The sequence below is a fragment of the Rhodopila sp. genome (genome assembly GCF_965277165.1).
In the GTDB taxonomy this organism is placed as follows: domain Bacteria; phylum Pseudomonadota; class Alphaproteobacteria; order Acetobacterales; family Acetobacteraceae; genus Rhodopila.
Genome location: NZ_CBDICE010000006.1, coordinates 2,930,209 through 2,949,624, shown reverse-complemented (window position 1 = coordinate 2,949,624; position 19,416 = coordinate 2,930,209). Strand labels below are relative to the sequence as shown.

Genomic DNA, 19,416 nt, shown 5'->3' with positions numbered 1-19,416 from the left:
GCTGCTACCGACGATATGCCAATCATTGACATAGAGCACGACCATGGCGACCAACGTCCACTTGACGCCCGAACTGGAACGCTTCGCCCATGAATGCGAGGAGCGCGGCCGCTATAACAACGTCAGCGAAGTGGTCCGGGCCTCCCTGCGCTTGCTTCAGGACGCCGAAGATCGTCGCCACGCGGTGGCCCAGATGCTGGACCAAGCCATGCAGGAGGCAGACCGTGACGGCACCGTCTCGCTGGAAAACGCGATGGTTGAAGTCGATGCCATCATCGCAGCCAGTGAGAAGTGACGGCCGCACCGCTCTCGCCGGCGGCCCGAAGGAATCTCTTGCAAGCGGTGACGTGGATCGCCACGGATAATCCAAGCGCGGCACGCGCGCTGCGACAAAGCGTCGCCAAGATCGCGACCACCATCGCCGAACATCCGCACGCCGTCAGCCAACGTCTGGATATCGTGCCTCAACCCTTCCGAATTATCGCGCTGACAGGCTTTCCCTATATCGTTGTCTACTAGGCGAATCGAAGACCGCCTGTCATGGCCAGGATATTGCATGGCGCGCGCGACCTGCCGGAAATCTTGCGCGACCTCTGAGGCGATCGAAATTGGTTGCGGTGAGTCTCCGCCAGAGAATCTCCTACATCCAAATCGACTGGTAAACTGCGTCACGGATGCGTTTGATCTTAGCTGCACCGATATATTCGATGCGGTCCAAATCTTGGTCCGGAGTGTTTGCGAGTTGGTCAACGGTGGCGATGCCGGCCCCCTGCAAACGTTCGATCATGTCCCTCGTAAGGCCATATGGATACGCAACCGATTTGCCGAGTACCGCCACTGGGCGTTCGAGGATTGCCAGCCCATGCTCGGGGGGAGGAGGGGCAGCTTAACTCCGTGGAAGATCTGTCCTGAGACATCAAACTCGGTGGGCTCCGGCACTCCGGCTATCCATTCCTCGATCATCTCGATGGTCAGCCGTTTTGATGGAACCGAGTCGAGCAGATTGCACAGATTTATGGCGAAGACGGGGCCTCTGCCGCCCGATTTCATCGCGCGAGACGCCTCTCGACGCGCCAGAAAGCCCAGATATTCGAGTATCTCAAAGATCTTACCATAGTGGCTGACGAACTGGCGGTGAACCAGGACGCGATCCTGCGCGATGTTCCGGGGTCGTTCCTTCACTGATCTTGTGGCGTGTTCCACGATCGCTTCCATTACCTCGCGAGCCGGCTCGACGAGAGGTTCGTAGACGCCGAGCTTCGGCGCCACCTCCTCCATCAGTGGCCAGTAATAGTCGGTGGCCATTTCCAAGAAGCACCTGGTGACTTCGGGGATGCCGATCCGCTCATTCCCGTCGAAGCGGTTACAAGTGAGTATAAAGCCTCAGGAGACGTTTAAGGAATACCTTGTTGAGCTCGCAATCGAAGAGTTTTGTCGTCACATTACGATAACAAATGAATATGCCGACGCAGAGAATGCCGCATCCTCGCCAGCCCTTAAGGTCGTCGCTCTCGACACAGCCGCACCCCTTACCCATTCTGATGATCACCAAACGCTCACCTCAACCTCCGCCACTCCCCTTCAGACAAACACCAGACGAAGTGCAAAGGACACCCACCCCATGAGGTTCGGCTTGATCTACGAACTCCAACTCCCCCGCCCATGGGACGCCGAGTCCGAACACCGCATGGTCCACCAAGCCCTGGCCGAGGTCGAAGTCGCCGACCGCCTCGGCTTCGACTACGTCTGGGCCAACGAACACCACTTCCTCGAAGAATACTCCCACAACTCCGCCCCCGAGGTCTTCCTCGCCGCCGCCGCCGGCCGCACCAGCCAGATCCATGTCGGCCACGCCGTCGTGCTCTCCCCGCCCGGCTACAACCCGCCCGCCCACGTCGCCGAACGCATCGCCATGCTCGACCTCGTCTCCTCCGGCCGCGCCGAATGGGGCACCGGATCATCCGCCTCCCGCGCCGAACTGGAAGGCTTCAACATTGACCCGGCGCTGAAAAAACTGATGTGGGCCGAGGCCACCGAACAGACCGCCAACATGATGGCGATGTCACCCTATCCCGGCTTCAAGGGCCAATTCTTCTCGATGCCTACTCGTAATGTCATCCCCAAGCCGCTGCAGAAACCGCACCCTCCGATCTGGCTCGCCTGCTCCAACAAGGAAACCATCCACGTCGCCGCCCGCAACGGCGTCGGCGCCCTAGCCTTCGCCTTCGTCGACCCCGTCGAGGCCGCGAAATGGGCCGGCGAATACTACGCCATCATCAAGTCCGATGAATGCGTCCCGATCGGCCACACGGTGAACGCCAACATCGCAATGGCCACCGGTTTCTCGGTGCACCACGACGAAGCCGAGGCCATCCGTCGCGGCGGTGAAGGCTTCCAGTTCTTCGGCTTCGCGCTCGGCCACCACTACGTCTACGGCGAGCACACCCCCGGCGTCACCAACGTCTGGGACCGCTTCCAGCGCGGCCGCGACGCCATGCCGCCCGCCGTCGGCAACGGCATCGGCACCCCCGACCAACTCATCGACCGGCTGCGGCAGTACCAGGACTCCGGCGTCGATCAGGTGATCTTCGTCCAGCAAGCCGGACGCAACACCCACAATGACATCATCGCCTCGCTCGAACTGTTCGCCGCCGAGGTCATGCCGGCCATGAAAGCCGACCAGGCCGCCCGCGACGCGCGCAAGCAGGCTGAACTCGCGCCCTACATCGAAGCCGCGCTGAAGCGCAAAAACTGGATGCGCCCGCTGACCCCGGACGCAATCCCCTCGATCGCCGCTTACGGCCGCTCCGTGGTCGCCACCGACGGCACGCCGAACGCCATCGCCGGCCGCCGCGGCGGCGGCATCAATATCCCCAGCGAGGACCCATCCGAAAAACTGCGCGCCACCGGCAACGATTAGGTCGACCAACATTCATCCCGACACGACACTAAAAATATTCGCCCCGATCGCCCGCACCTCGTTGAGCAAAACCCCTACCTGCTCGGCCGATACGTTGACCGAAAAGTCGCCATGAACCAGGGCATTGCGCAAGGTCGTCATGTCACGAAGGCAGTCGGCTACATCGTTTTCGATGTAACCTTCCTCTGCTAGCGCTTGGATCGTAAGCGTTACGGCAAGGCCACGTGCCTTGTGATGCCTACGCCGAGCTGATCGCCCGGGTCTGGTTCAACATTTTCCAGTTCCAAGGCAGCAACTGGTCCAATTCATTTCGCTTGGTTTGTCCGGACAACATACGCATGAGGACGTTGGTCAACCAGGCAAGAGGTTCGACATCATTGAGTTTAGCCGTCTGGATCAGCGTGGCGACGATCGACCAGTGACGTCCGCCGCTGTCGGCTCCGGCGAACAATGCGTTTTTGCGCCCGAGGGCGATGGGGCGCATGGCACGCTCGACAATGTTGGTGTCCAGTTCGAGACGCCCATCGTCGAGGAACCGGAGCAATCCCTCCCAATGGTTGAAGGTGTAGCGGATCGCCTGCGCCAGCTTTGAGCGGCCGGACAGCCGACCGAGTTGCTCGCGCAACCAAACCTGCAAGGCCTCGACCAATGGGCGGCTGCGCTGCTGACGTTCACGCTGGCGGTCCTCTGCGGATCGACCGCTGATGTCGCTCTCGATCGCATAAAGCGCGCCGATCCGTTGCAACGCCTCGTGCGCGATCGGCGACTTTGTGGCGACGTGGACGTCGTAGAATTTCCGCCGCGCGTGAGCCCAACAAAAGGCCAGGTGGGGCCGCTGATTGGTCACGGCCTGCACCTGATTGAACCCGGCATAGCCGTCCACCTGGAGCAAACCTTGGAAGCCCTTCAGGTGGGTTGCCGGATGTTCGCCCTTGCGATCCTCGCTGTAGGCATAGGCCGCGGCAGGATACCCGGGTCCGGACCATGGGCGATTGTCCGTCGCATAGCACCACAGCCGCCCGGTTTTGGTGCGTCCCCGGCCCGGGTCCAGCACCGGCAAGGTGGTATCGTCGGCAACGACCTTCGGCGATGACAGCACCGTGTTCAGGATCAGCGCATGCAGCGGCTCCAGCCACCAGCAGGCACGGCCCACCCAATTGCATAATGTAGAACGATCCAGGGTGACGCCCGCGCGGGCGAAGATCTGCGCCTGGCGATACAGCGGCAGGTGGTCGGCATATTTGCTGACCAGCACATGCGCCAACAGCGCCTCGGTGGCCATGCCGCCGTCGATTGGCCGCTCCGGCGCGGGCGCTTGCACCACGGCCTGCTCGCAGACCCGGCAACCATAGCGCGGACGGCGGATGACCTGGACGCGGAACTGGGCAGGCACGTGATCCAGCATCTCGGACCGGTCCTCGGCGATGAGATGCAGTGGCGCACCGCAACAGGGACAGGTCTTGTCGGCGACATCGATCACGACCTCGACCCGAGGCAGATCAGCAGGCAACGAACCGCGGTTACGCTTTGGCGGCGCGGCACGCGGTGCGGGTTGGACCGCTTCGATCTTGGCCGTCTGCTCGGCGAGGGACTGCTCGAGGTCTTCGATCCCTTGATCCAGCGCCTCGTCGCTGAGCTGTTCGGATCGGCGGCCGAAGCGATGACGCAGCAAACCGGCGATCAACATCTGCAACCGCGTGATCTCTGCCTGAGCTTCGCGCAGCAGGTGCTGCAACGTCGTGGGATCCTCGGGGAGTGGCGTGGGGACGATGGACACCGGCGAACGGTGAAGCTGTGCCTCGTGCCGCACCAATTGAATCCTGCGTGAGCAGCGCCATCAACCTGCCAGTTCCGGTCGCCGGACGCGCGGCGGCATCCGCCAGTCGATGCCTTCCAGTAACATCGACACCTGAGCCGCAGTCAGCGACACTCGGCCCGTATTGGTAGTTGGCCAGAGAAAGTGGCCCTTCTCCAATCGCTTGCTGAACAGGCACATCCCTTGCCCATCGAACCAAAGGATCTTGATCAGGCCACCCCGTTTGCCACGAAAGGCAAATAACGCGCCGCTAAACGGATCCTCCTCCAGCACCTGCTGGGCCAGCATCGCCAGGCCATCCATGCCCTTGCGCATATCGGTGTGGCCACACGCCAGCCAGACCCGCACCCCCGATGGCAGCGTGATCATCCACGCAGCGCCGCCAGCACGCGGCGTAAAGCGCGCGGATCGATCTGCGTATCCACGCGCACCGCCGTGCCATCGGGTAGCACAATCTCGATCAGGCTGACCGGTCGCAGCGGAGGTTCGGGTCGCATGGCTGGATCCGTTGACGCCGCAATTCGCTGTGGCGGGGCGATTTGGACGCGGGCGAACTGGGCACCGGCACCGGCAGAGTTGGGCTGCGCAGCCAGCAACGCCTTGCGCCATGTCGAAATCAGGCCGCTGCTGATGCCATACTCGCGGGCGACATCCATGGACGACACGCCTGGCTCAAAGCTCTTCGCCGCAATCGCCTGTTTTTGCTCGGTGGACCACCGACGGCGCGGCTCGCCGCGGGTGATCAGCTCAACCCTGGAACCGCGGGAACTCGTACGAGCGCTCGTACGAGAACCTTTTGATTCGGCTGGGGGCTCGGTTGGCGGTGCGTCGATTTCCATAGACCCGACGCAGCATATTTGCGGCAACCGGCGCTAGGTGGGGGCGCCGCAACGCTTACCTTGGATCGTCCGTATCGGCGAGAGGCCTTCCGAAATCCTGGCCTCGCCGTTGGTGTCTGCGAGCCGAGCAAGCGATTCCAAGGCCGCCCACCCGGTAACAAAAGCCGCGGCCAGATGCCCAGCCGAGGCCAAGCCGTCAATTTCGGATAATGCGGCCCGTAGTTGCTCGGCGGTCGGCCTCGCAATGGACGGCGCCTCATCGATCGGCGGGTTTAGGTAGATCGCACGGAATTCCCAGCCTCGCTCCCTGGAAACCCTCCTGGCAATTGTCGCAAGTTGCTGTTTGGAGGAAGCCTGCGCCCGAGGCCTCACCTCGATGATAATTCCGCCGTCGGGCCCTACGGCCATGGCGTCGGGCTGAAAATCCCCTAGGAACGCTGGCACCATTTCGCGTGGCGGATTGACGTAGAATTTAAGTCCGCGTGCTTCGGAAACTTGCCGCAGGTTTCTAAGGACCCCGCTCTCCCGGAGTTGCGGTTCTGATGTCATGGCACCTGCCTCCAGCCAAGGTCGTCATCAATCCTGATGTAAATGGCAGGAGGATCAGTTTCGGCGGCACGCTCCAGCGTCGGCGTAAGATCGGCGTAAGAGAGGTCAACACTACCTCGACACCCGGCTCGAATTTCTGCACGACAATCCGCTCCAATACCCGATCATCGGGATATAGTATGGTCTTAATACCATCTATGATCAGCTTGACGATGTTGTCCACGTCGCCCTCCATCTTGATCGGCGGAAAATAGAAGATCGTCGCCGCCAGCGGCCGATGGTCGATGTAGAAGAATTCCCTCAGCGTCCTCGCATGCGCACCGGCGATCGTGCCAACCTTCTGCTTCCACAACTCCTTTCCCTTCGCGTTCGCGGATTGGTGCGAGCGAGGCGTATCCCTGATCACGAACTCGATCGGGAACGGCAGGCTGATATCCGGATCCGCGGCGAGATCACTCAATGCGGGCAATCCTGGCTTTCCAACTGGAAGTCATAGCATGGGTCCGAACGCCGCGGTCGGGCCTTTTGTCCCGCGCACTGCGCGAAAGAAATTATTCTTGCAACCCAAGGAAAATTCCCCTACACACCTACCCAAGCAAACCCCGAACCCAAGGCCACCCAATGCCGCTCCCAATAAACCTCCCAATCTCTCTCCCCACCGCCCTGGTCGAAACCATTCTCTCCCGCATCGCCCCGCTCTTCCTGATCGGCGCCGCCAACAACCCCGAAGCCGCCCGTCACGCCGCCGCCCACATGCTCGACGCCTACCACCCCGAAACCACCGAGGAACTCCGCCTCGCCGCCAACATCGTTGCGTTCGGCTTCCAATCGCTCGAAGCCCTCGCCCAGGCCGCCACCCCCGACATGTCGCTCACCCGCATCCTGCGTTTGCGCGGCAGCGCCGTCACCCTCAGCCGCGAATCCGCCAAGGCCGAACGTCGCCTCGCCGAATTGCAAACCGCCCGCCGCAACGCCCCCGCCCACCCCGCCGCCACCCAGCCCGCCGCTATCCAACCCGCCGAACCCCAGCCCGAAACCCCCGAACCCACCCCCGCACCCCGGATCGAGAAAGCCATCGCCCTGATCCAGGACACCGCCCAGATCGCCGCCACCGCCCAGGCCAACAACCAGACCTGGGACCGCGCCCACGAAGACCGCCAGCGCGAGGCCCGCATCGCCGCCAGCCAGCAACGCGCCGAAGCCCGCATCGCCGCCCTCGCCAACGACGCGACCCCGGCCGTCCCCCACAGCCCGGCCTGAGCCATCCCAACGATTGCCCGCCCAGCCCACACCGGCTACCCATGCAGGACATGGACAACATCCTGCACGACCGCCTGACCCAGTGGCGCCGCCACTTGCACGCCAACCCCGAACTCACCCTGCACGAACACCAAACCGCCGCGTTCGTCCAATCCCGCCTCGCCGAACTCGGCATCCCGTTCACCGCCGACATCGGCGGCCACGGCATCGTCGCCAGCCTCACCCAGGGCCAGTCCAATCGCTCGGTCGGCCTGCGCGCCGACATGGACGCCCTGCCGATCCAGGAAACCAGCGGCGTCCCCTACGCTTCCACCAACCCAGGCGTCATGCACGCCTGCGGCCATGACGGCCACACCACCTCACTGCTCGGTGCCGCCGCCCTGCTGAAAGCCGACCCGAACTGGTCCGGCACAATCCACTGCGTGTTCCAGCCCGCCGAGGAAGGCGGCGGAGGCGCCAAAAGCATGATCGCCGACGGCCTGTTCGAACGCTTCCCGATGGAGCGCATCTTCGGCTACCACAACTGGCCCGGCCTGCAGGCCGGAACCGTCGCCGTCCACGACGGCCCGGTCATGGCCGCCGGCAACCGCCTGATGTTCACCATCACCGGCCACGGCGGCCACGCCGCGCTGCCGCATCTGACCCGCGACCCGATGGTCGCCTCGGCCCATCTGCTGCTGGCGCTGCAATCCATCGTCGCCCGTTCGGTCGACCCGCTGGACAGCGCGGTGGTCACCATTGCCACCATGCAGGCCGGATCGGCGGCCAACCAGATCGCCGGACAGGCCACCATGCGCGGCACCATGCGCGCCCTGCGCAACGACGTCCGAGACCAGGTCGAGCAGACCATCCGCCGCATCGCCGACGGCGTCGCGCGCAGCTTCGATGTCAGGATCGACGTCGAAATCCCCCCCGGCATCCCCCTCACCGCGAACCACCCGGCCGAACGCGACCTCGCCGCCCAGGCGGTCACCGCCGCCGCCCTGCCGCTGCGCCGCGACCTCGCCCCGGCAATGACCGGCGAGGATTTCGCCTGGTACTTGCAGCAACGCCCCGGCGCCTTCGTCTGGATCGGCAACGGCCCAGCCGACCATGGCCGAGAACTGCACAACGCCAATTACGATTTCAACGACGCCATCCTGCCCGCCGCCGCCGGCTATCTCGCCGCGGTCGCCAAGCACGCTTTGGCATAGCCCGCTTGTCTAACCCGAAGCTCAACCCAGCTACAAAATAGGTATCATAGGGACACCGACATGGCCGACATCCCCGCTGACTTTCTCGACCTGCTGACCGAAAAGAAGGCGTTCGCCCACATCGCAACCCTGCAGCCCGACGGTTCACCCCAAGTCACCCCGGTCTGGTTCGACTACACCAATGGCGTGATCCGGGTGAACACCGCGAAGGGCCGCGTCAAGGCGCGCAATCTGACCCAAGGATCAAAGGTGGCACTGTCGATCATGGATCCCGACAACGCCTATCGCTACATCCAGCTTCGCGGCGCGGTCACCAAGGAAACCACCGACGGCGCAGTCGCCCATATCGACAGCCTGGCAAAGAAGTATCTCGGCAAGGACAAGTATCCCTGGCACAGCGACAAGGAAACCCGGGTGATCTACGAGATCACCCCCGCCAGCGCCCAAGCCATGGGCTGATCATCGTGGGCTAACCCCGATGGACTGACAATCACGGGTTGACACCCATCGCGCCGGACGCACCGCCCGGCGCGCATATGATCTGTTCCGGCAAACAACGGCTGGTCACCGCCCGGCGTCCAACCGTCCAGCATGAAAACTGGGTCTGATCGAACGATCGGCCCAGCCACTAATGCGCGCAGCTATTAAAATATGGTGCCGGAACGATCATCCCATCGCGTGGGCACCACAAACACTTAAATTTGCATAGCCTGTCCCGGACATCTCCTGAATAGTGAACGTCAGATTACAAAAAAACAAAAATTCCCCCCGGGCCAGGGATCGACCATGCCATGCCTTCAAACCGGTCTCGTTGCATCAACCGCCGGCCTCGTCGCGGCGCGTCTCTCGCGACGCCGTCCGAACGCGTCGCATGCGACGCGACATCTACTCAAGACATGATGCCGGCGCCCCGAAAATCCATCCGGCACTGATCCGCGCGGGCCAAAACGGCCACGCGCGTCGCATGAACTGACTTCTCCATCAGCAGGAAGCGGACGGAACAACATGATCAATCTGACAGTCAATGGACAAGCGCATAGCTGGGACGGCGATCCGTCGCTGCCACTGCTGTGGTATCTGCGCGACGAGGCCGGCCTGACCGGAACCAAGTTCGGCTGTGGCCGAGCGCTGTGCGGCGCCTGCACGGTCCACATCGAGGGCCAGGCCGCGCGCTCCTGCATCACCGCGATGTCGGACGTGGCAAACCAGAAGATCACCACCATCGAAGGCCTCGATGCCAACGGCGACCATCCGGTGCAGAAAGCCTGGCGCGAGGCCAACGTGCCGCAGTGCGGCTACTGTCAATCCGGGCAGATCATGCAGGCATCGGCGTTGTTGCAGCAGAACCCCCATCCCTCGCACGACGAGATCCGCGAGACCATGTCGGGCAACATCTGTCGCTGCGGCTGCTACCAACGCATCGAATCGGCCATCCGCCTGGCAGCGACGGGGACCTGAGAGATGCATATCACCCCCCAGATCGAGAATGTCTCCCGCCGAGCAATTCTGCGCGGCCTGGGACTCGGTGCCGGACTGGTGCTCGCGGTACCGGTGCTGTCGCGTCGCGCCATGGCCGCCTACGCCACCGGCGCGGGCGCGATGCCGCACGGCACCGTCAACGACCCGCGCGTCTTCGTCTCGATCGCCCCCGACGGCATCGTCACCATCATCGCCTCGCGCGCCGAAATGGGCACCGGCGTTCGCACCAGCCTGCCGATGGTCGTCGCCGACGAAATGCAGGCCGACTGGTCGCGCGTCCACGTCCGCCAGGCCCCCGGCGACGAGAAGAAATACGGCAACCAGGACACCGACGGCTCACGCAGCACGCGCCACTTCCTGATCCCCATGCGCCAGGTCGGCGCCGCCGCGCGGATGATGCTGGAAGCCGCCGCCGCGAAGCGCTGGAACGTCGCCATCACCGAGGTGAAGGCGGTCAACCACGAAGTCGTTCACACCGGCACCGGCCAGAAGCTCGGCTTCGGCGACCTTGCCACCGAGGCCGCCCAACAGCCGGTGGTCGAGGCCTCCAAGCTGCACCTCATGGATCCAAAGGACTTCCGCTACATCGGCAAAGGCAAGATCAGCATCGTCGATCTGCACGACATCACCGTCGGCAAGGCGATGTATGGCATCGACACCCGCCTGCCAGGCATGAAATACGCCGTCCTCGCCCGCCCGCCGGTGGTCGGCGGCAAGCTGGTCTCATTCGACGCCACCGAGGCGATGAAGGTCTCCGGGGTGGAGAAGGTGATCCAGGTGCAAGGCTGGCCCTGGCCCTCCAAGTTCCAGCCTCTGGGCGGCGTCGCCGTCATCGCCCGCAACACCGGCGCCGCGATCAAGGGCCGCGACGCGCTGAAAGTCGTCTGGGAGGACGGCGCCAACGCCAAATACGATTCGGCAAGCTTCCGCACCGAACTGGAAGATGCGGCGCGCAAGCCCGGTGAGGTGGTGCGCAACAACGGCGATGCCGATGCGGCGCTGAAATCGGCCGCCAAGGTCGTGGTCGGCGAATACTACCTGCCCCACCTCGCCCATGTCAGCATGGAGACCCCGGTCGCCACCGCCCGCGTCGCCGACGGCAAGGCCGAGATCTGGGCCCCCGTCCAAAGCGCCGGCGGAACCCGCCAGGATGTCGCCAAGACCCTCGGCATCTCCCCGGAAAACGTCACCGTCAACGTCACCCTGCTGGGCGGCGCGTTCGGCCGCAAGTCGAAATGCGACTTCGTGCTGGAGGCGGCGCTGATCTCCAAGGCGATCGGCGCGCCGGTCAAGGTGCAGTGGACCCGCGAAGACGACGTCCGCCACGACTTCTACCACACCGTCTCGGCGGAACGGATCGAAGCCGGACTGGACAAGGATGGCAAGGTCATCGCCTGGCGGCACCGCAGCGTGGCACCGACCATCAAGTCAACGTTCCAGGCCGGCGCCAACCACGAGGCCCCGTTCGAGCAGGGCATGGGACTGGTCGACCTGCCGTTCGACATCCCCAACATCCGCTGCGAGAATCCCGAAGCCGCCGCCTATACCCGGATCGGCTGGTTCCGTTCGGTTTCCAACATTCCGCACGCCTTCGCGGTGCAGACCATGGTCTCCGAGATCGCCCATCAGACCGGACGCGATCCGAAGGACATGCTGCTCGAACTGATCGGCCCGGCCCGCCTCGTCAATATCGGGTCCGGAATGAAAGACCTGTGGGACTACGGCGAGCCATTGGGCAGCTACCCGATCGATGCCGGCCGGCTGCGTGGCGTGGTGGAACTGGTCGCCCAGAACGGCGAATGGGGCCGCACCCTGCCCAAGGGCCACGGTCTCGGCATCGCGGCGCACCGCAGCTTCGTCAGCTACGTCGCCACCATCGTCGAGGTCGCGGTGGACGACAAAGGCAAGCTGACGATCCCGCGGGTCGATACCGCGATCGATTGCGGCACCTTCGTCAATCCGGAACGCATCCGCTCGCAGATCGAAGGCGCCGCCATCATGGGTCTCAGCCTCGCCAAGTGGGGTGAACTCACCTTCAAGAACGGCCGCGCGGTGCAGGGCAATTTCGACGACTTCAAGGTGGCGCGAGTCGATGAGGCGCCAGTGGTGACCAACGTCCACATCATGCCGGCCGGTCCCGACGTGCCGCCCAGCGGCGTGGGTGAGCCGGGGGTGCCGCCGTTCGCCCCGGCGCTGTGTAATGCGATCTTCGCCGCCACCGGCAAGCGCATCCGCAGCCTGCCGATCGGCACCCAGCTTGGCAACGCCTAGGCGATGAAGGAACGGTCAATGCGAACAACGCCAGTCGCCTTCGCCGCCGCCATCGTTTCGATATCGCTATGCGGCGCGGTATCCGCCGCCGATCAGGGCACCGCCAAGCCGATTACCACCGGCAGCACCCAACCGCATCTCGGCAACGGACCGGCGGACGAGAAGTCGCTGCCGTCATCCGCCTCGGACGCCACCCGGACGGCTAAGACCGGCGCGACCGATCAGAGCCAGACCGTCAAATCGATGAACAACAACGCCAAGGCGAAAGTCGATACCGAAGGCAAATAGCATCGTCAAACGTTCCAGGAGAAACAATATGGCAAAAACCATGCGTATGGCGGTCATAGCCCTTGCCCTTGCCGGCCCGGCGGTCGCGTTGGCGGCCGATCCGCCGCCACCTGTGGCCGGTCCGGTAACGCCGGATCAACTGCTGAAGGCGGACCAGGATCCGGGCGACTGGCTGACCCACCACAAGGACTATTCGGCGCACCGTTTCTCTTCGCTCGATCAGATCAACAAGAGCAACGTCAAGAACCTGCACGTCGCCTGGACACTGCAGCTGGGCGGTGTCGAGGGCGGCGGCATCTGGTCGCATGGCGGCCTGGAAGGCACGCCGATCGTCAGGGACGGCATGATGTACGTCACCGATGGCTGGGGGTCGGTCTACAAGATCGACACAAGCGGCGGACAGGGCAAGCTGCTGTGGAAGATGGATCCGAAAACCGACCATGACTGGGCCGGCGCGGTGGCCTGCTGCGGCGTCGACAATCGCGGTGTGGCGCTGGCCGGCAATCTGGTGCTGTCGCACTCGCTGGATGGCCGCCTGATCGCCACCGACGCCGACACCGGCAAGGTGGCCTGGCAGCGCCAGGTGGCCGACCCCGACAAAAGCGAGGTGATCACCGGTGCCCCGCTGGTGGTGAAGAACCTGGTCATCACCGGCGTCGCCGGCGCCGAGTACGGCATCCGCGGCTGGATCGCCGCGACCGACCTGACCACCCACAAGGAGGTCTGGCGCACCTACACCATTCCGGCAAAAGGCGAGCCCGGCAGCAACACCTGGAAGGACAGCTATGACGCGGCCGCCACCGGCGGCGGCTCGACCTGGGTGACGGGCACTTACGACCCAAGAACCAACACGCTGTTCTGGGGTGTCGGCAATCCCGGGCCGGACTGGGATTCACAGTATCGGCCCGGCGACAACCTCTACACCGACTGCACCCTGGCCCTGGATGTCGATACCGGCAAGATCAAGTGGCATTTCCAGCACACCCCGAACGACCCGTTCGACTATGACAGCGTGGCCGAGAACGTGCTGGTCGATGCGCCGGTGCACGGGCATCAGACGCATCTCGACCTCGAGGCCGACCGCAACGGCTTCGCCTATGCGGTGGATCGCGACAACGGGTCGTTCCTCTGGGGCCTGCCGTTCGTCAAGAAGGTGACCTGGACCAAGGGCCTGGATCCGGAAACCGGCAAGCCGGCCGAGTACGATCCAAAGCTGGCGGTGCAGAAATACAATCCCGCCGTGACGCCGAGTAAGGACCACCTGGTAACGGTCACCTGCCCGGGCAACATGGGCGGCAAGAACTGGCCGCCGACGGCCTATAATCCGGCGCTGAAGGAATGGTACATTCCGGTGATCGAAAGCTGCAACCGGATCACCGAAAAACCGATCACCCCCACCCCCGGCAAGCCGATCGCCAAGCGGGAGATGTTCACCGGTGGTGGCCCCGACGAATCCCAGCGCATCACCGGCAGCGTGACCGCGATCGATGTCACCACCGGCAAGGAGGTCGGCAAGTTCGAGACGCCGTATCCGATGCTGGGTGGTCTGCTGGCGACCCCGGACCTGGTGTTCTACGGCCAGCCCGACGGCAAGGTGGCGGCGCTCGACGCCAAGACCCTGCAGCCGTTGTGGAGCTTCGACACCGGCGCCGGTGTGAATGCCCCGCCAATGACCTTCACTTCCGGCGGCAAGCAGTACATCGCCATCCTGGTCGGCCAGGGCGGTGCCTGGGACAAGTGGTTTATCGATGCGACTCCGGAATTGAAAAGGATACAGCCCGGCTCCATGCTGTACGTCTTCTCGCTGAGCTGATGATCTGCCCGGGGTGGGGCGCAGCACCCGCTCCGGGATCCCGTCTGCAAGAAAGTTTCACCTGTGATCAAACGGCTTCGATACCATGCCACCGCGATGCTGGCGGCCGGTGGTTTGCTGCTGGTGCTCGGATCTGGTTTTGCCCGGGCACAGCCGGCCTCGTCCGACGAGGGCCTGCGGGTCTTCAAATCGGCCAATTGCATGGGTTGCCACAAATGGTCCGGCAGTGGCGGTGGTGGCTATGGTGGAGCGGCGGCGAACCTGCGGCACACCTCGCTGACCCTCGACCAGATCGAGAAAACCGTTCGCTGCGGGCGGCTGGTGTCAGGGATGCCGCATTTCGATGCCAACGCCTATTCCGACGGCGGCTGCTACGGGTTGAAGAAATTCCAGGTGCCGGCTGGACAGATGCCTCCCGAACCGGATCATCCGTTGCGACAAGCGGATATCGACGCGGTGGCGAAATATGTAGTGACAAATATCAAGGGCAAGGGCGACCCGACGCTCGCCCAGTGCCAGGCGTTCTTCGGCACCGGCACCCGCGTGTGCGACGTCTATGGCCAATCGGGCGGCAAGCCCGGCAGCGGCGACGCTCAGCCGGCGGCATCGGTTCAGCGCGCCTCATCGGGGGCGCCCGCGACTTCGCCGTCACATCTGCCCGCGCCACACCTCAGCGTCGACGCGGCGCCGGACGCCAACGCCGCGGGGAGCAAATAGGATGCTGAAAACCTTGCTCCCGCTGGCTGCCGCGTTGCTGCTGCCAGCGGTCGCGGTCGCCGCCTTGCCGCGGAACGATCTTCGCGAGTTCCGCATCGGCATGCCGGTATCGGCGTTGCCGCCGACTGGCTACGGCGGGTTCACATGCGCTAACGATCCGTCCAAGAAACTATCTGGCTGGAGTGACTTCAAGGCCTGCCCGGCATCAGCCGACGGCAGCCACGCGGTCAGCTTTCGCTACGATGACCCCGCATCGGGCGGGGAAGGCGGCAAGACCCGTGTCGCCGGTCAACCGGTCAATCTCGCTCTGCTGATCGATAACGATGCCCAGGTCATCGGACTCAAGATCGACACCGACCCGCATACCGGGTTGTATCTACACAAGAAGGCCTACCTGTTCGGGATCGAGGCGCGGGCCCGCTTCGGTGAGGACGGATGGACCTGTCGCAAGGCAGACCCCACCCCCACCGAACAGCCGATCGGTGGGGTGTTCATCAAGGAACACTGCGAGAAGCGCACGGACACGCGCCATTTTGTGCTCGACCGCCAACTGTTCCGCGATCCGGCCAAGGATCTGCGCGACTTCACCGACGCCACGCAGTTGACCATCCTGCGCGCCCACTGAACCCGGGCCGAGGGGGCCGAGACCGAAGGGAATACCGAGTGGCGGCATGTTCCAAATGGTGTGCAATCAGTCCACGGCGGCGACAGCTACTACGCCTGGCGGCGGCGGCCAGCCTGTTGCCGGTCGGCGCGCGGGCCGAAAGCGATGACCCCAAACGCTTGATGCGTCCTCAGATCGGCGATCTGCTGGTTCGCGCCGAGGGCGACAAACCGGGCACGCTGATCGCGGCGGCCGACCTGAAGCCAGGCGATGCGCAGGTGATCGCCTGGGCGATCGACCCGAAGACCAAACTTCCTCGCGACGGATCGCGCCTCAATCAGGTGTTGCTGCTGCGGTTCGATCCGGCGACGCTGAGCCCGCTCACCAAGACCCGTGCGGCGGACGGGATTGTTGCCTACTCGGCGATTTGCACCCACGCGCAATGCACCGTCACCGGCTGGCTGAAGGATCGGCAGGTGCTGCACTGTCCGTGCCACGAATCTCTGTACGATCCACGGCACGATGCCAAGGTTGTGGGCGGACCGGCGCCGCGGCCGCTGGCGGCGCTGCCGCTGAAGATCGCCGACGGCAAGCCGGAGGTGGCGCATCTCTTCATCGGCAAGGTGGGAATGACCCAGCCGACGATGTGAGACCAAGCATACTGGGTGAAACGTCAATTAGAAGGAAAGACCAAAATGGTCGGCAGCAAGAAGATCCTGGAAGTGACATTGGCGGCGGCGTTGGTGGGGGGATTTGGCACGCTCGCCGCGACCGCCGGAGAGGTAAAGGACTACAGCCCCGTTACCCAGCAACGGCTGGATCATCCCGAGGCCGGTAACTGGCTGTTGTATCGGCACTCCTATAACGGCCAGGGTTTCAGTCCGCTGAAACAGGTCGACGCGCAAAACGTGAAACAGCTCAGGCCGGTCTGGACCTTCTCCACCGGGGTCAAGGAAGGCCATGAGTCGCCGCCGATGGTGAATAACGGCGTCATGTTCGTGACCACTCCCTACGGCCAGGTTCTGGCGCTGAACGCCAAGACCGGCGATCTGATCTGGCGCTACCACCACGCCCTGCCGGAGGACCTGACGCAGTTGCACCCGACCAACCGCGGCGTCGCTCTTTGGGGCGATAATTTGTTCCTGGCGACGACCGACGACCACCTGATCGCGCTCGATGCCAAGACCGGCAAGGAGGTCTGGAACACCAAGGTGCAGGACTACCAGAAGGGCCAGTACATGACGCTGGAGCCGCTGGTGGTGAATGGGAAGGTGATGGTCGGCGGATCGGGCGGGGAGTTCGGCGTGCGCGGCTACGTCGCCGCCTTCGACGCCGATTCCGGCAAGGAATTGTGGCGCACCTACACCATTCCCGAACCCGGCCAGCCCGGCAGCGACACCTGGTCGGGTGATGCCTGGAAGACCGGCGGCGGCCCGGTCTGGATCACCGGCACCTACGACCCGAAGCGCAACATCGCCTATTGGGGCACCGGCAATGCGGCGCCATGGCCAGGCGACCAGCATCCAGGCGATAATCTATACACCAGCTCGGTCATCGCGCTGAACCCCGATACCGGCAAGATGGTTGGATTTCATCAGTACCACCCGAACGATTCCTGGGACTGGGACGAAATCGATTCGCCAATACTGATCAGCAACATGAAGGATCATGGGCAGACCTTCGATGGCCTGGTGCATCCCGGTCGCGATGGTTACTTGTGGGTATTGAAACAGACCAGCCACGGGATCGACTTCGTCTCCGGCGAGCCGTTCGTCGGCCAGAACGCGTTCAAGGGTCTGGATGAAACCGGCCGTCCGATCGTCGATCCGGCGCACAAGCCGGCAACCAACAAGGACGTATCGTTCTGCCCGTCGCTGTGGGGCGGCAAGGACTGGCCGTCCGCGTCGTATAATCCGGATACGAAACTGCTATACATTCCAGCTAACAACAACATGTGCGAGTCGATCGAGGGCAAGAAACAGACACTGGTCGTCGGCCAGCTTTGGACTGGCGCCGATACCGACAACGCCAAGTTGCTGCCAAGCGCCAACCATATCGGGGAACTGCAGGCCTGGAATCTGGAGACCGGCAAGCAGGCCTGGATGCATCCGTTCGCGAAATCGCAACTGTTCGGCTCGACCCTGACGACGGCGGGCGACCTGGTGTTCGTCGGCGGCACCAATGACCGGATGTTCCGCGCCTTCGATGCCAAGACCGGCAAGCTGCTGTGGGAGCAGAAGACCAACTCCGGCATCATGGGCATGCCGGTCGCCTACGAGGTCGACGGCCAGGAATACATCGCCATCCAGTCCGGCTGGGGCGTCGATGCACAGCGCATCCAGAACATGCTGGCGAAGACCTCGATGAAAGTGAACCCCGACGTGCCGCAAGGCGGCGTGGTATGGGTGTTCGCGCTGCAGAACGCCCCGACGGAGTAGTCCTCGGCCCCGCTGTCTGACGCCGATTGTCTGATCCCCCTGGCCGTTCGCGGGCAGGGGAATCGGCGTTTCGCGTAGTCTTGCGGGCAAGGCGCTTCGAGGCTTGCTGCCAGCAGCGATGACCCGCCGGGGTCGCGATCAGCCGGGCGATGGCGTTCGGGGTTCTCGGCCAGCGAAGCGATGACGTGTGCGGCGAGGCGCCGGCGAGACTGGTCACGCCGGAGCGACGGTCGCCTCGATCCGAGCGATCAGGTCCGCGGAGAGGGGGCCGGAAGCAGCGGCGGCGACGCAGCCGGCGAGTTCCGTTCGGTTCTTCACCCCCAGCACCAGCGTATCGACCGGCAGCCCCAGTGCATAGCGATGCGCCACGATCGCGGGGTCTTCGCCGATCTCGGCGCACAGCGCCCTGAAACCGGCGGCGCGGGCATAATCCACCACCTCGGGATGGTCCGCCGGCATTGAGCGATCGATCGCCGCGGTCAGCGCCCCGGCCTGCACCGCGCGTATGCCCATCACCCCCACCCCTGCGGTCCGCGCCGCCGCCATCACCGTGCGCGGCTTGGCCGGTCCCCGGTAGAACTTCAACCCGCCCGGCGAGTCCAGCAGGTTGGCGATGCACTGCACCGCGGCCGGCCTCGGGTGCTCGGCCAGCGCCTCGATGATGGCATCGGGATGGCCGATCCCGGTCAGGCCCCAGGCGCCGATCAGGCCTTCTTGCTTAAGCTTCTCCAACACCGGCCGCACCCGGCCACGGAACAGTGACAGCGAGGTCAGCCGGCTGACATCGGACGCCTGCCACATTTCATGGCCGTCTGTCACCAGGTTGGAGTGCAGGAAGAAGATATCCAGCCGGTCCCGCTGCAGCAGCCGCAAACTGCTCTCGATGGACTGCCGCAGCACGCGCTCCACTGCCTCCGGTGCCGGATTGCCCATGTTGCACTTGCTGGTCAGATGGACCCCGGGCGGCAACCGCCCGGCGAATGCCTCACCCACCACCCGTTCCGCCTTGCCGTCGCCGTAGCGGGGCGCGAGGTCGAGCAGATTGATCCCGGCCGCGACCGCGGCATGCACCGTGGCGACGCATTCCTCGAACGTCGTCTGGCCCCACAGCATGCCGAGGCCGCCACCGCCCAGGGTGAGTGTCGAGACCGGGAACAAGGAACCGAACGGGTGCAGTTTCATCGCTGGCCTTTCGCGTTGATCGCCGATCACTCGCAGGTTGGCGGCGC

At 64.1% G+C, this 19,416-nt stretch carries 23 protein-coding genes; 14 read left to right on the top strand and 9 right to left on the bottom strand.

The genetic code is table 11. From position 1 onward, the window contains the following. The first annotated feature begins 43 nt into the window (after positions 1 to 43). Both ACQY4Y_RS25705 and ACQY4Y_RS25700 read left to right on the top strand, forming a co-directional pair. Entirely contained in the window at positions 44 to 295 is a 252-nt protein-coding gene (locus ACQY4Y_RS25705; RefSeq protein ID WP_428493398.1) for a type II toxin-antitoxin system ParD family antitoxin, read from the top strand. Next, complete coding sequence (locus ACQY4Y_RS25700) at positions 292 to 519, top strand: type II toxin-antitoxin system RelE/ParE family toxin (RefSeq protein ID WP_428493397.1); 228 nt, start codon at positions 292 to 294, stop codon at positions 517 to 519. The genes ACQY4Y_RS25705 and ACQY4Y_RS25700 overlap by 4 nt, the downstream gene beginning before the upstream one ends. Positions 520 to 640: 121 nt before the next feature. Here the strand turns inward: ACQY4Y_RS25700 and ACQY4Y_RS25695 are convergent, their stop codons facing one another. Further along, on the bottom strand, positions 641 to 787 hold the full coding sequence (locus ACQY4Y_RS25695; protein ID WP_428493396.1) for a hypothetical protein: 147 nt from the start codon (positions 785 to 787) through the stop codon (positions 641 to 643). Beyond that, positions 784 to 1,305 carry a hypothetical protein gene (locus tag ACQY4Y_RS25690; protein WP_428493395.1) on the bottom strand — a complete coding sequence of 174 codons (522 nt, stop codon included), beginning with the start codon at positions 1,303 to 1,305 and terminating at the stop codon, positions 784 to 786. Before ACQY4Y_RS25690 ends, ACQY4Y_RS25695 begins: the two co-directional genes overlap by 4 nt. 316 nt (positions 1,306 to 1,621) lie before the next feature. Here ACQY4Y_RS25690 and ACQY4Y_RS25685 point away from each other — a divergent pair, with 316 nt between their 5' ends. After that, a complete protein-coding gene (locus ACQY4Y_RS25685; protein ID WP_428493394.1) occupies positions 1,622 to 2,920 on the top strand; it encodes an LLM class flavin-dependent oxidoreductase in 1,299 nt (432 codons plus the stop codon). A gap of 12 nt (positions 2,921 to 2,932) precedes the next feature. Here the strand turns inward: ACQY4Y_RS25685 and ACQY4Y_RS25680 are convergent, their stop codons facing one another. Genes ACQY4Y_RS25680 through ACQY4Y_RS25655 form a run of 6 tightly spaced genes read right to left on the bottom strand, consistent with a single transcriptional unit; the run spans position 2,933 to position 6,584 of the window. Then, positions 2,933 to 3,121, bottom strand: coding sequence for a HepT-like ribonuclease domain-containing protein (locus ACQY4Y_RS25680; RefSeq protein WP_428493715.1), 189 nt, complete (start codon positions 3,119 to 3,121; stop codon positions 2,933 to 2,935). Positions 3,122 to 3,158: 37 nt separating this feature from the next. Further along, complete coding sequence (gene tnpC / locus ACQY4Y_RS25675) at positions 3,159 to 4,697, bottom strand: IS66 family transposase (protein ID WP_428493642.1); 1,539 nt, start codon at positions 4,695 to 4,697, stop codon at positions 3,159 to 3,161. Positions 4,698 to 4,757: 60 nt separating this feature from the next. Next, entirely contained in the window at positions 4,758 to 5,105 is a 348-nt protein-coding gene (tnpB, locus tag ACQY4Y_RS25670) for an IS66 family insertion sequence element accessory protein TnpB (protein ID WP_428491237.1), read from the bottom strand. After that, entirely contained in the window at positions 5,102 to 5,575 is a 474-nt protein-coding gene (gene tnpA, locus ACQY4Y_RS25665; protein WP_428491236.1) for an IS66-like element accessory protein TnpA, read from the bottom strand. Before tnpA ends, tnpB begins: the two co-directional genes overlap by 4 nt. A 33-nt stretch (positions 5,576 to 5,608) precedes the next feature. Next, positions 5,609 to 6,124, bottom strand: a complete 516-nt coding sequence (locus tag ACQY4Y_RS25660) for a hypothetical protein (protein ID WP_428493393.1) — start codon at positions 6,122 to 6,124, stop codon at positions 5,609 to 5,611. Then, positions 6,084 to 6,584: a RusA family crossover junction endodeoxyribonuclease gene (locus ACQY4Y_RS25655; RefSeq protein ID WP_428493392.1), complete on the bottom strand. Its 501-nt coding sequence runs from the start codon at positions 6,582 to 6,584 to the stop codon at positions 6,084 to 6,086. The genes ACQY4Y_RS25660 and ACQY4Y_RS25655 overlap by 41 nt, the downstream gene beginning before the upstream one ends. Positions 6,585 to 6,745: 161 nt before the next feature. On the opposite strand from ACQY4Y_RS25655, the gene ACQY4Y_RS25650 reads away from it, so the two are divergent. The 11 genes from ACQY4Y_RS25650 (at position 6,746) to ACQY4Y_RS25600 (ending at position 18,187) form a co-directional block, all read left to right on the top strand. After that, a complete protein-coding gene (locus tag ACQY4Y_RS25650) occupies positions 6,746 to 7,384 on the top strand; it encodes a hypothetical protein (RefSeq protein ID WP_428493391.1) in 639 nt (212 codons plus the stop codon). A gap of 41 nt (positions 7,385 to 7,425) precedes the next feature. After that, on the top strand, positions 7,426 to 8,577 hold the full coding sequence (locus tag ACQY4Y_RS25645; RefSeq protein WP_428493390.1) for an amidohydrolase: 1,152 nt from the start codon (positions 7,426 to 7,428) through the stop codon (positions 8,575 to 8,577). A gap of 60 nt (positions 8,578 to 8,637) precedes the next feature. Continuing rightward, complete coding sequence (locus ACQY4Y_RS25640) at positions 8,638 to 9,036, top strand: PPOX class F420-dependent oxidoreductase (RefSeq protein WP_428493389.1); 399 nt, start codon at positions 8,638 to 8,640, stop codon at positions 9,034 to 9,036. Positions 9,037 to 9,582: 546 nt separating this feature from the next. Next, a complete protein-coding gene (locus ACQY4Y_RS25635) occupies positions 9,583 to 10,035 on the top strand; it encodes a (2Fe-2S)-binding protein (RefSeq protein ID WP_428493388.1) in 453 nt (150 codons plus the stop codon). Between the two features lie 3 nt (positions 10,036 to 10,038). Then, a complete protein-coding gene (locus tag ACQY4Y_RS25630; RefSeq protein WP_428493387.1) occupies positions 10,039 to 12,327 on the top strand; it encodes a molybdopterin cofactor-binding domain-containing protein in 2,289 nt (762 codons plus the stop codon). 18 nt (positions 12,328 to 12,345) lie between these two features. Then, complete coding sequence (locus ACQY4Y_RS25625; protein WP_428493386.1) at positions 12,346 to 12,615, top strand: hypothetical protein; 270 nt, start codon at positions 12,346 to 12,348, stop codon at positions 12,613 to 12,615. Positions 12,616 to 12,643: 28 nt separating this feature from the next. Continuing rightward, on the top strand, positions 12,644 to 14,428 hold the full coding sequence (locus ACQY4Y_RS25620) for a PQQ-dependent dehydrogenase, methanol/ethanol family (protein ID WP_428493385.1): 1,785 nt from the start codon (positions 12,644 to 12,646) through the stop codon (positions 14,426 to 14,428). A 63-nt stretch (positions 14,429 to 14,491) separates the two neighbouring features. Next, a complete protein-coding gene (locus ACQY4Y_RS25615) occupies positions 14,492 to 15,145 on the top strand; it encodes a c-type cytochrome (RefSeq protein WP_428493384.1) in 654 nt (217 codons plus the stop codon). 1 nt (position 15,146) lies between these two features. Further along, positions 15,147 to 15,770, top strand: coding sequence for a hypothetical protein (locus ACQY4Y_RS25610; protein WP_428493383.1), 624 nt, complete (start codon positions 15,147 to 15,149; stop codon positions 15,768 to 15,770). A 161-nt stretch (positions 15,771 to 15,931) separates the two neighbouring features. Further along, positions 15,932 to 16,399, top strand: a complete 468-nt coding sequence (locus ACQY4Y_RS25605) for a ubiquinol-cytochrome c reductase iron-sulfur subunit (RefSeq protein ID WP_428493382.1) — start codon at positions 15,932 to 15,934, stop codon at positions 16,397 to 16,399. 45 nt (positions 16,400 to 16,444) lie between these two features. Further along, entirely contained in the window at positions 16,445 to 18,187 is a 1,743-nt protein-coding gene (locus ACQY4Y_RS25600) for a methanol/ethanol family PQQ-dependent dehydrogenase (protein ID WP_428493381.1), read from the top strand. A 213-nt stretch (positions 18,188 to 18,400) separates the two neighbouring features. On the opposite strand, the gene ACQY4Y_RS25595 is transcribed toward ACQY4Y_RS25600, so the two are convergent. Continuing rightward, positions 18,401 to 19,369 carry an aldo/keto reductase gene (locus ACQY4Y_RS25595; protein WP_428493380.1) on the bottom strand — a complete coding sequence of 323 codons (969 nt, stop codon included), beginning with the start codon at positions 19,367 to 19,369 and terminating at the stop codon, positions 18,401 to 18,403. Between the last annotated feature and the right edge of the window lie 47 nt (positions 19,370 to 19,416).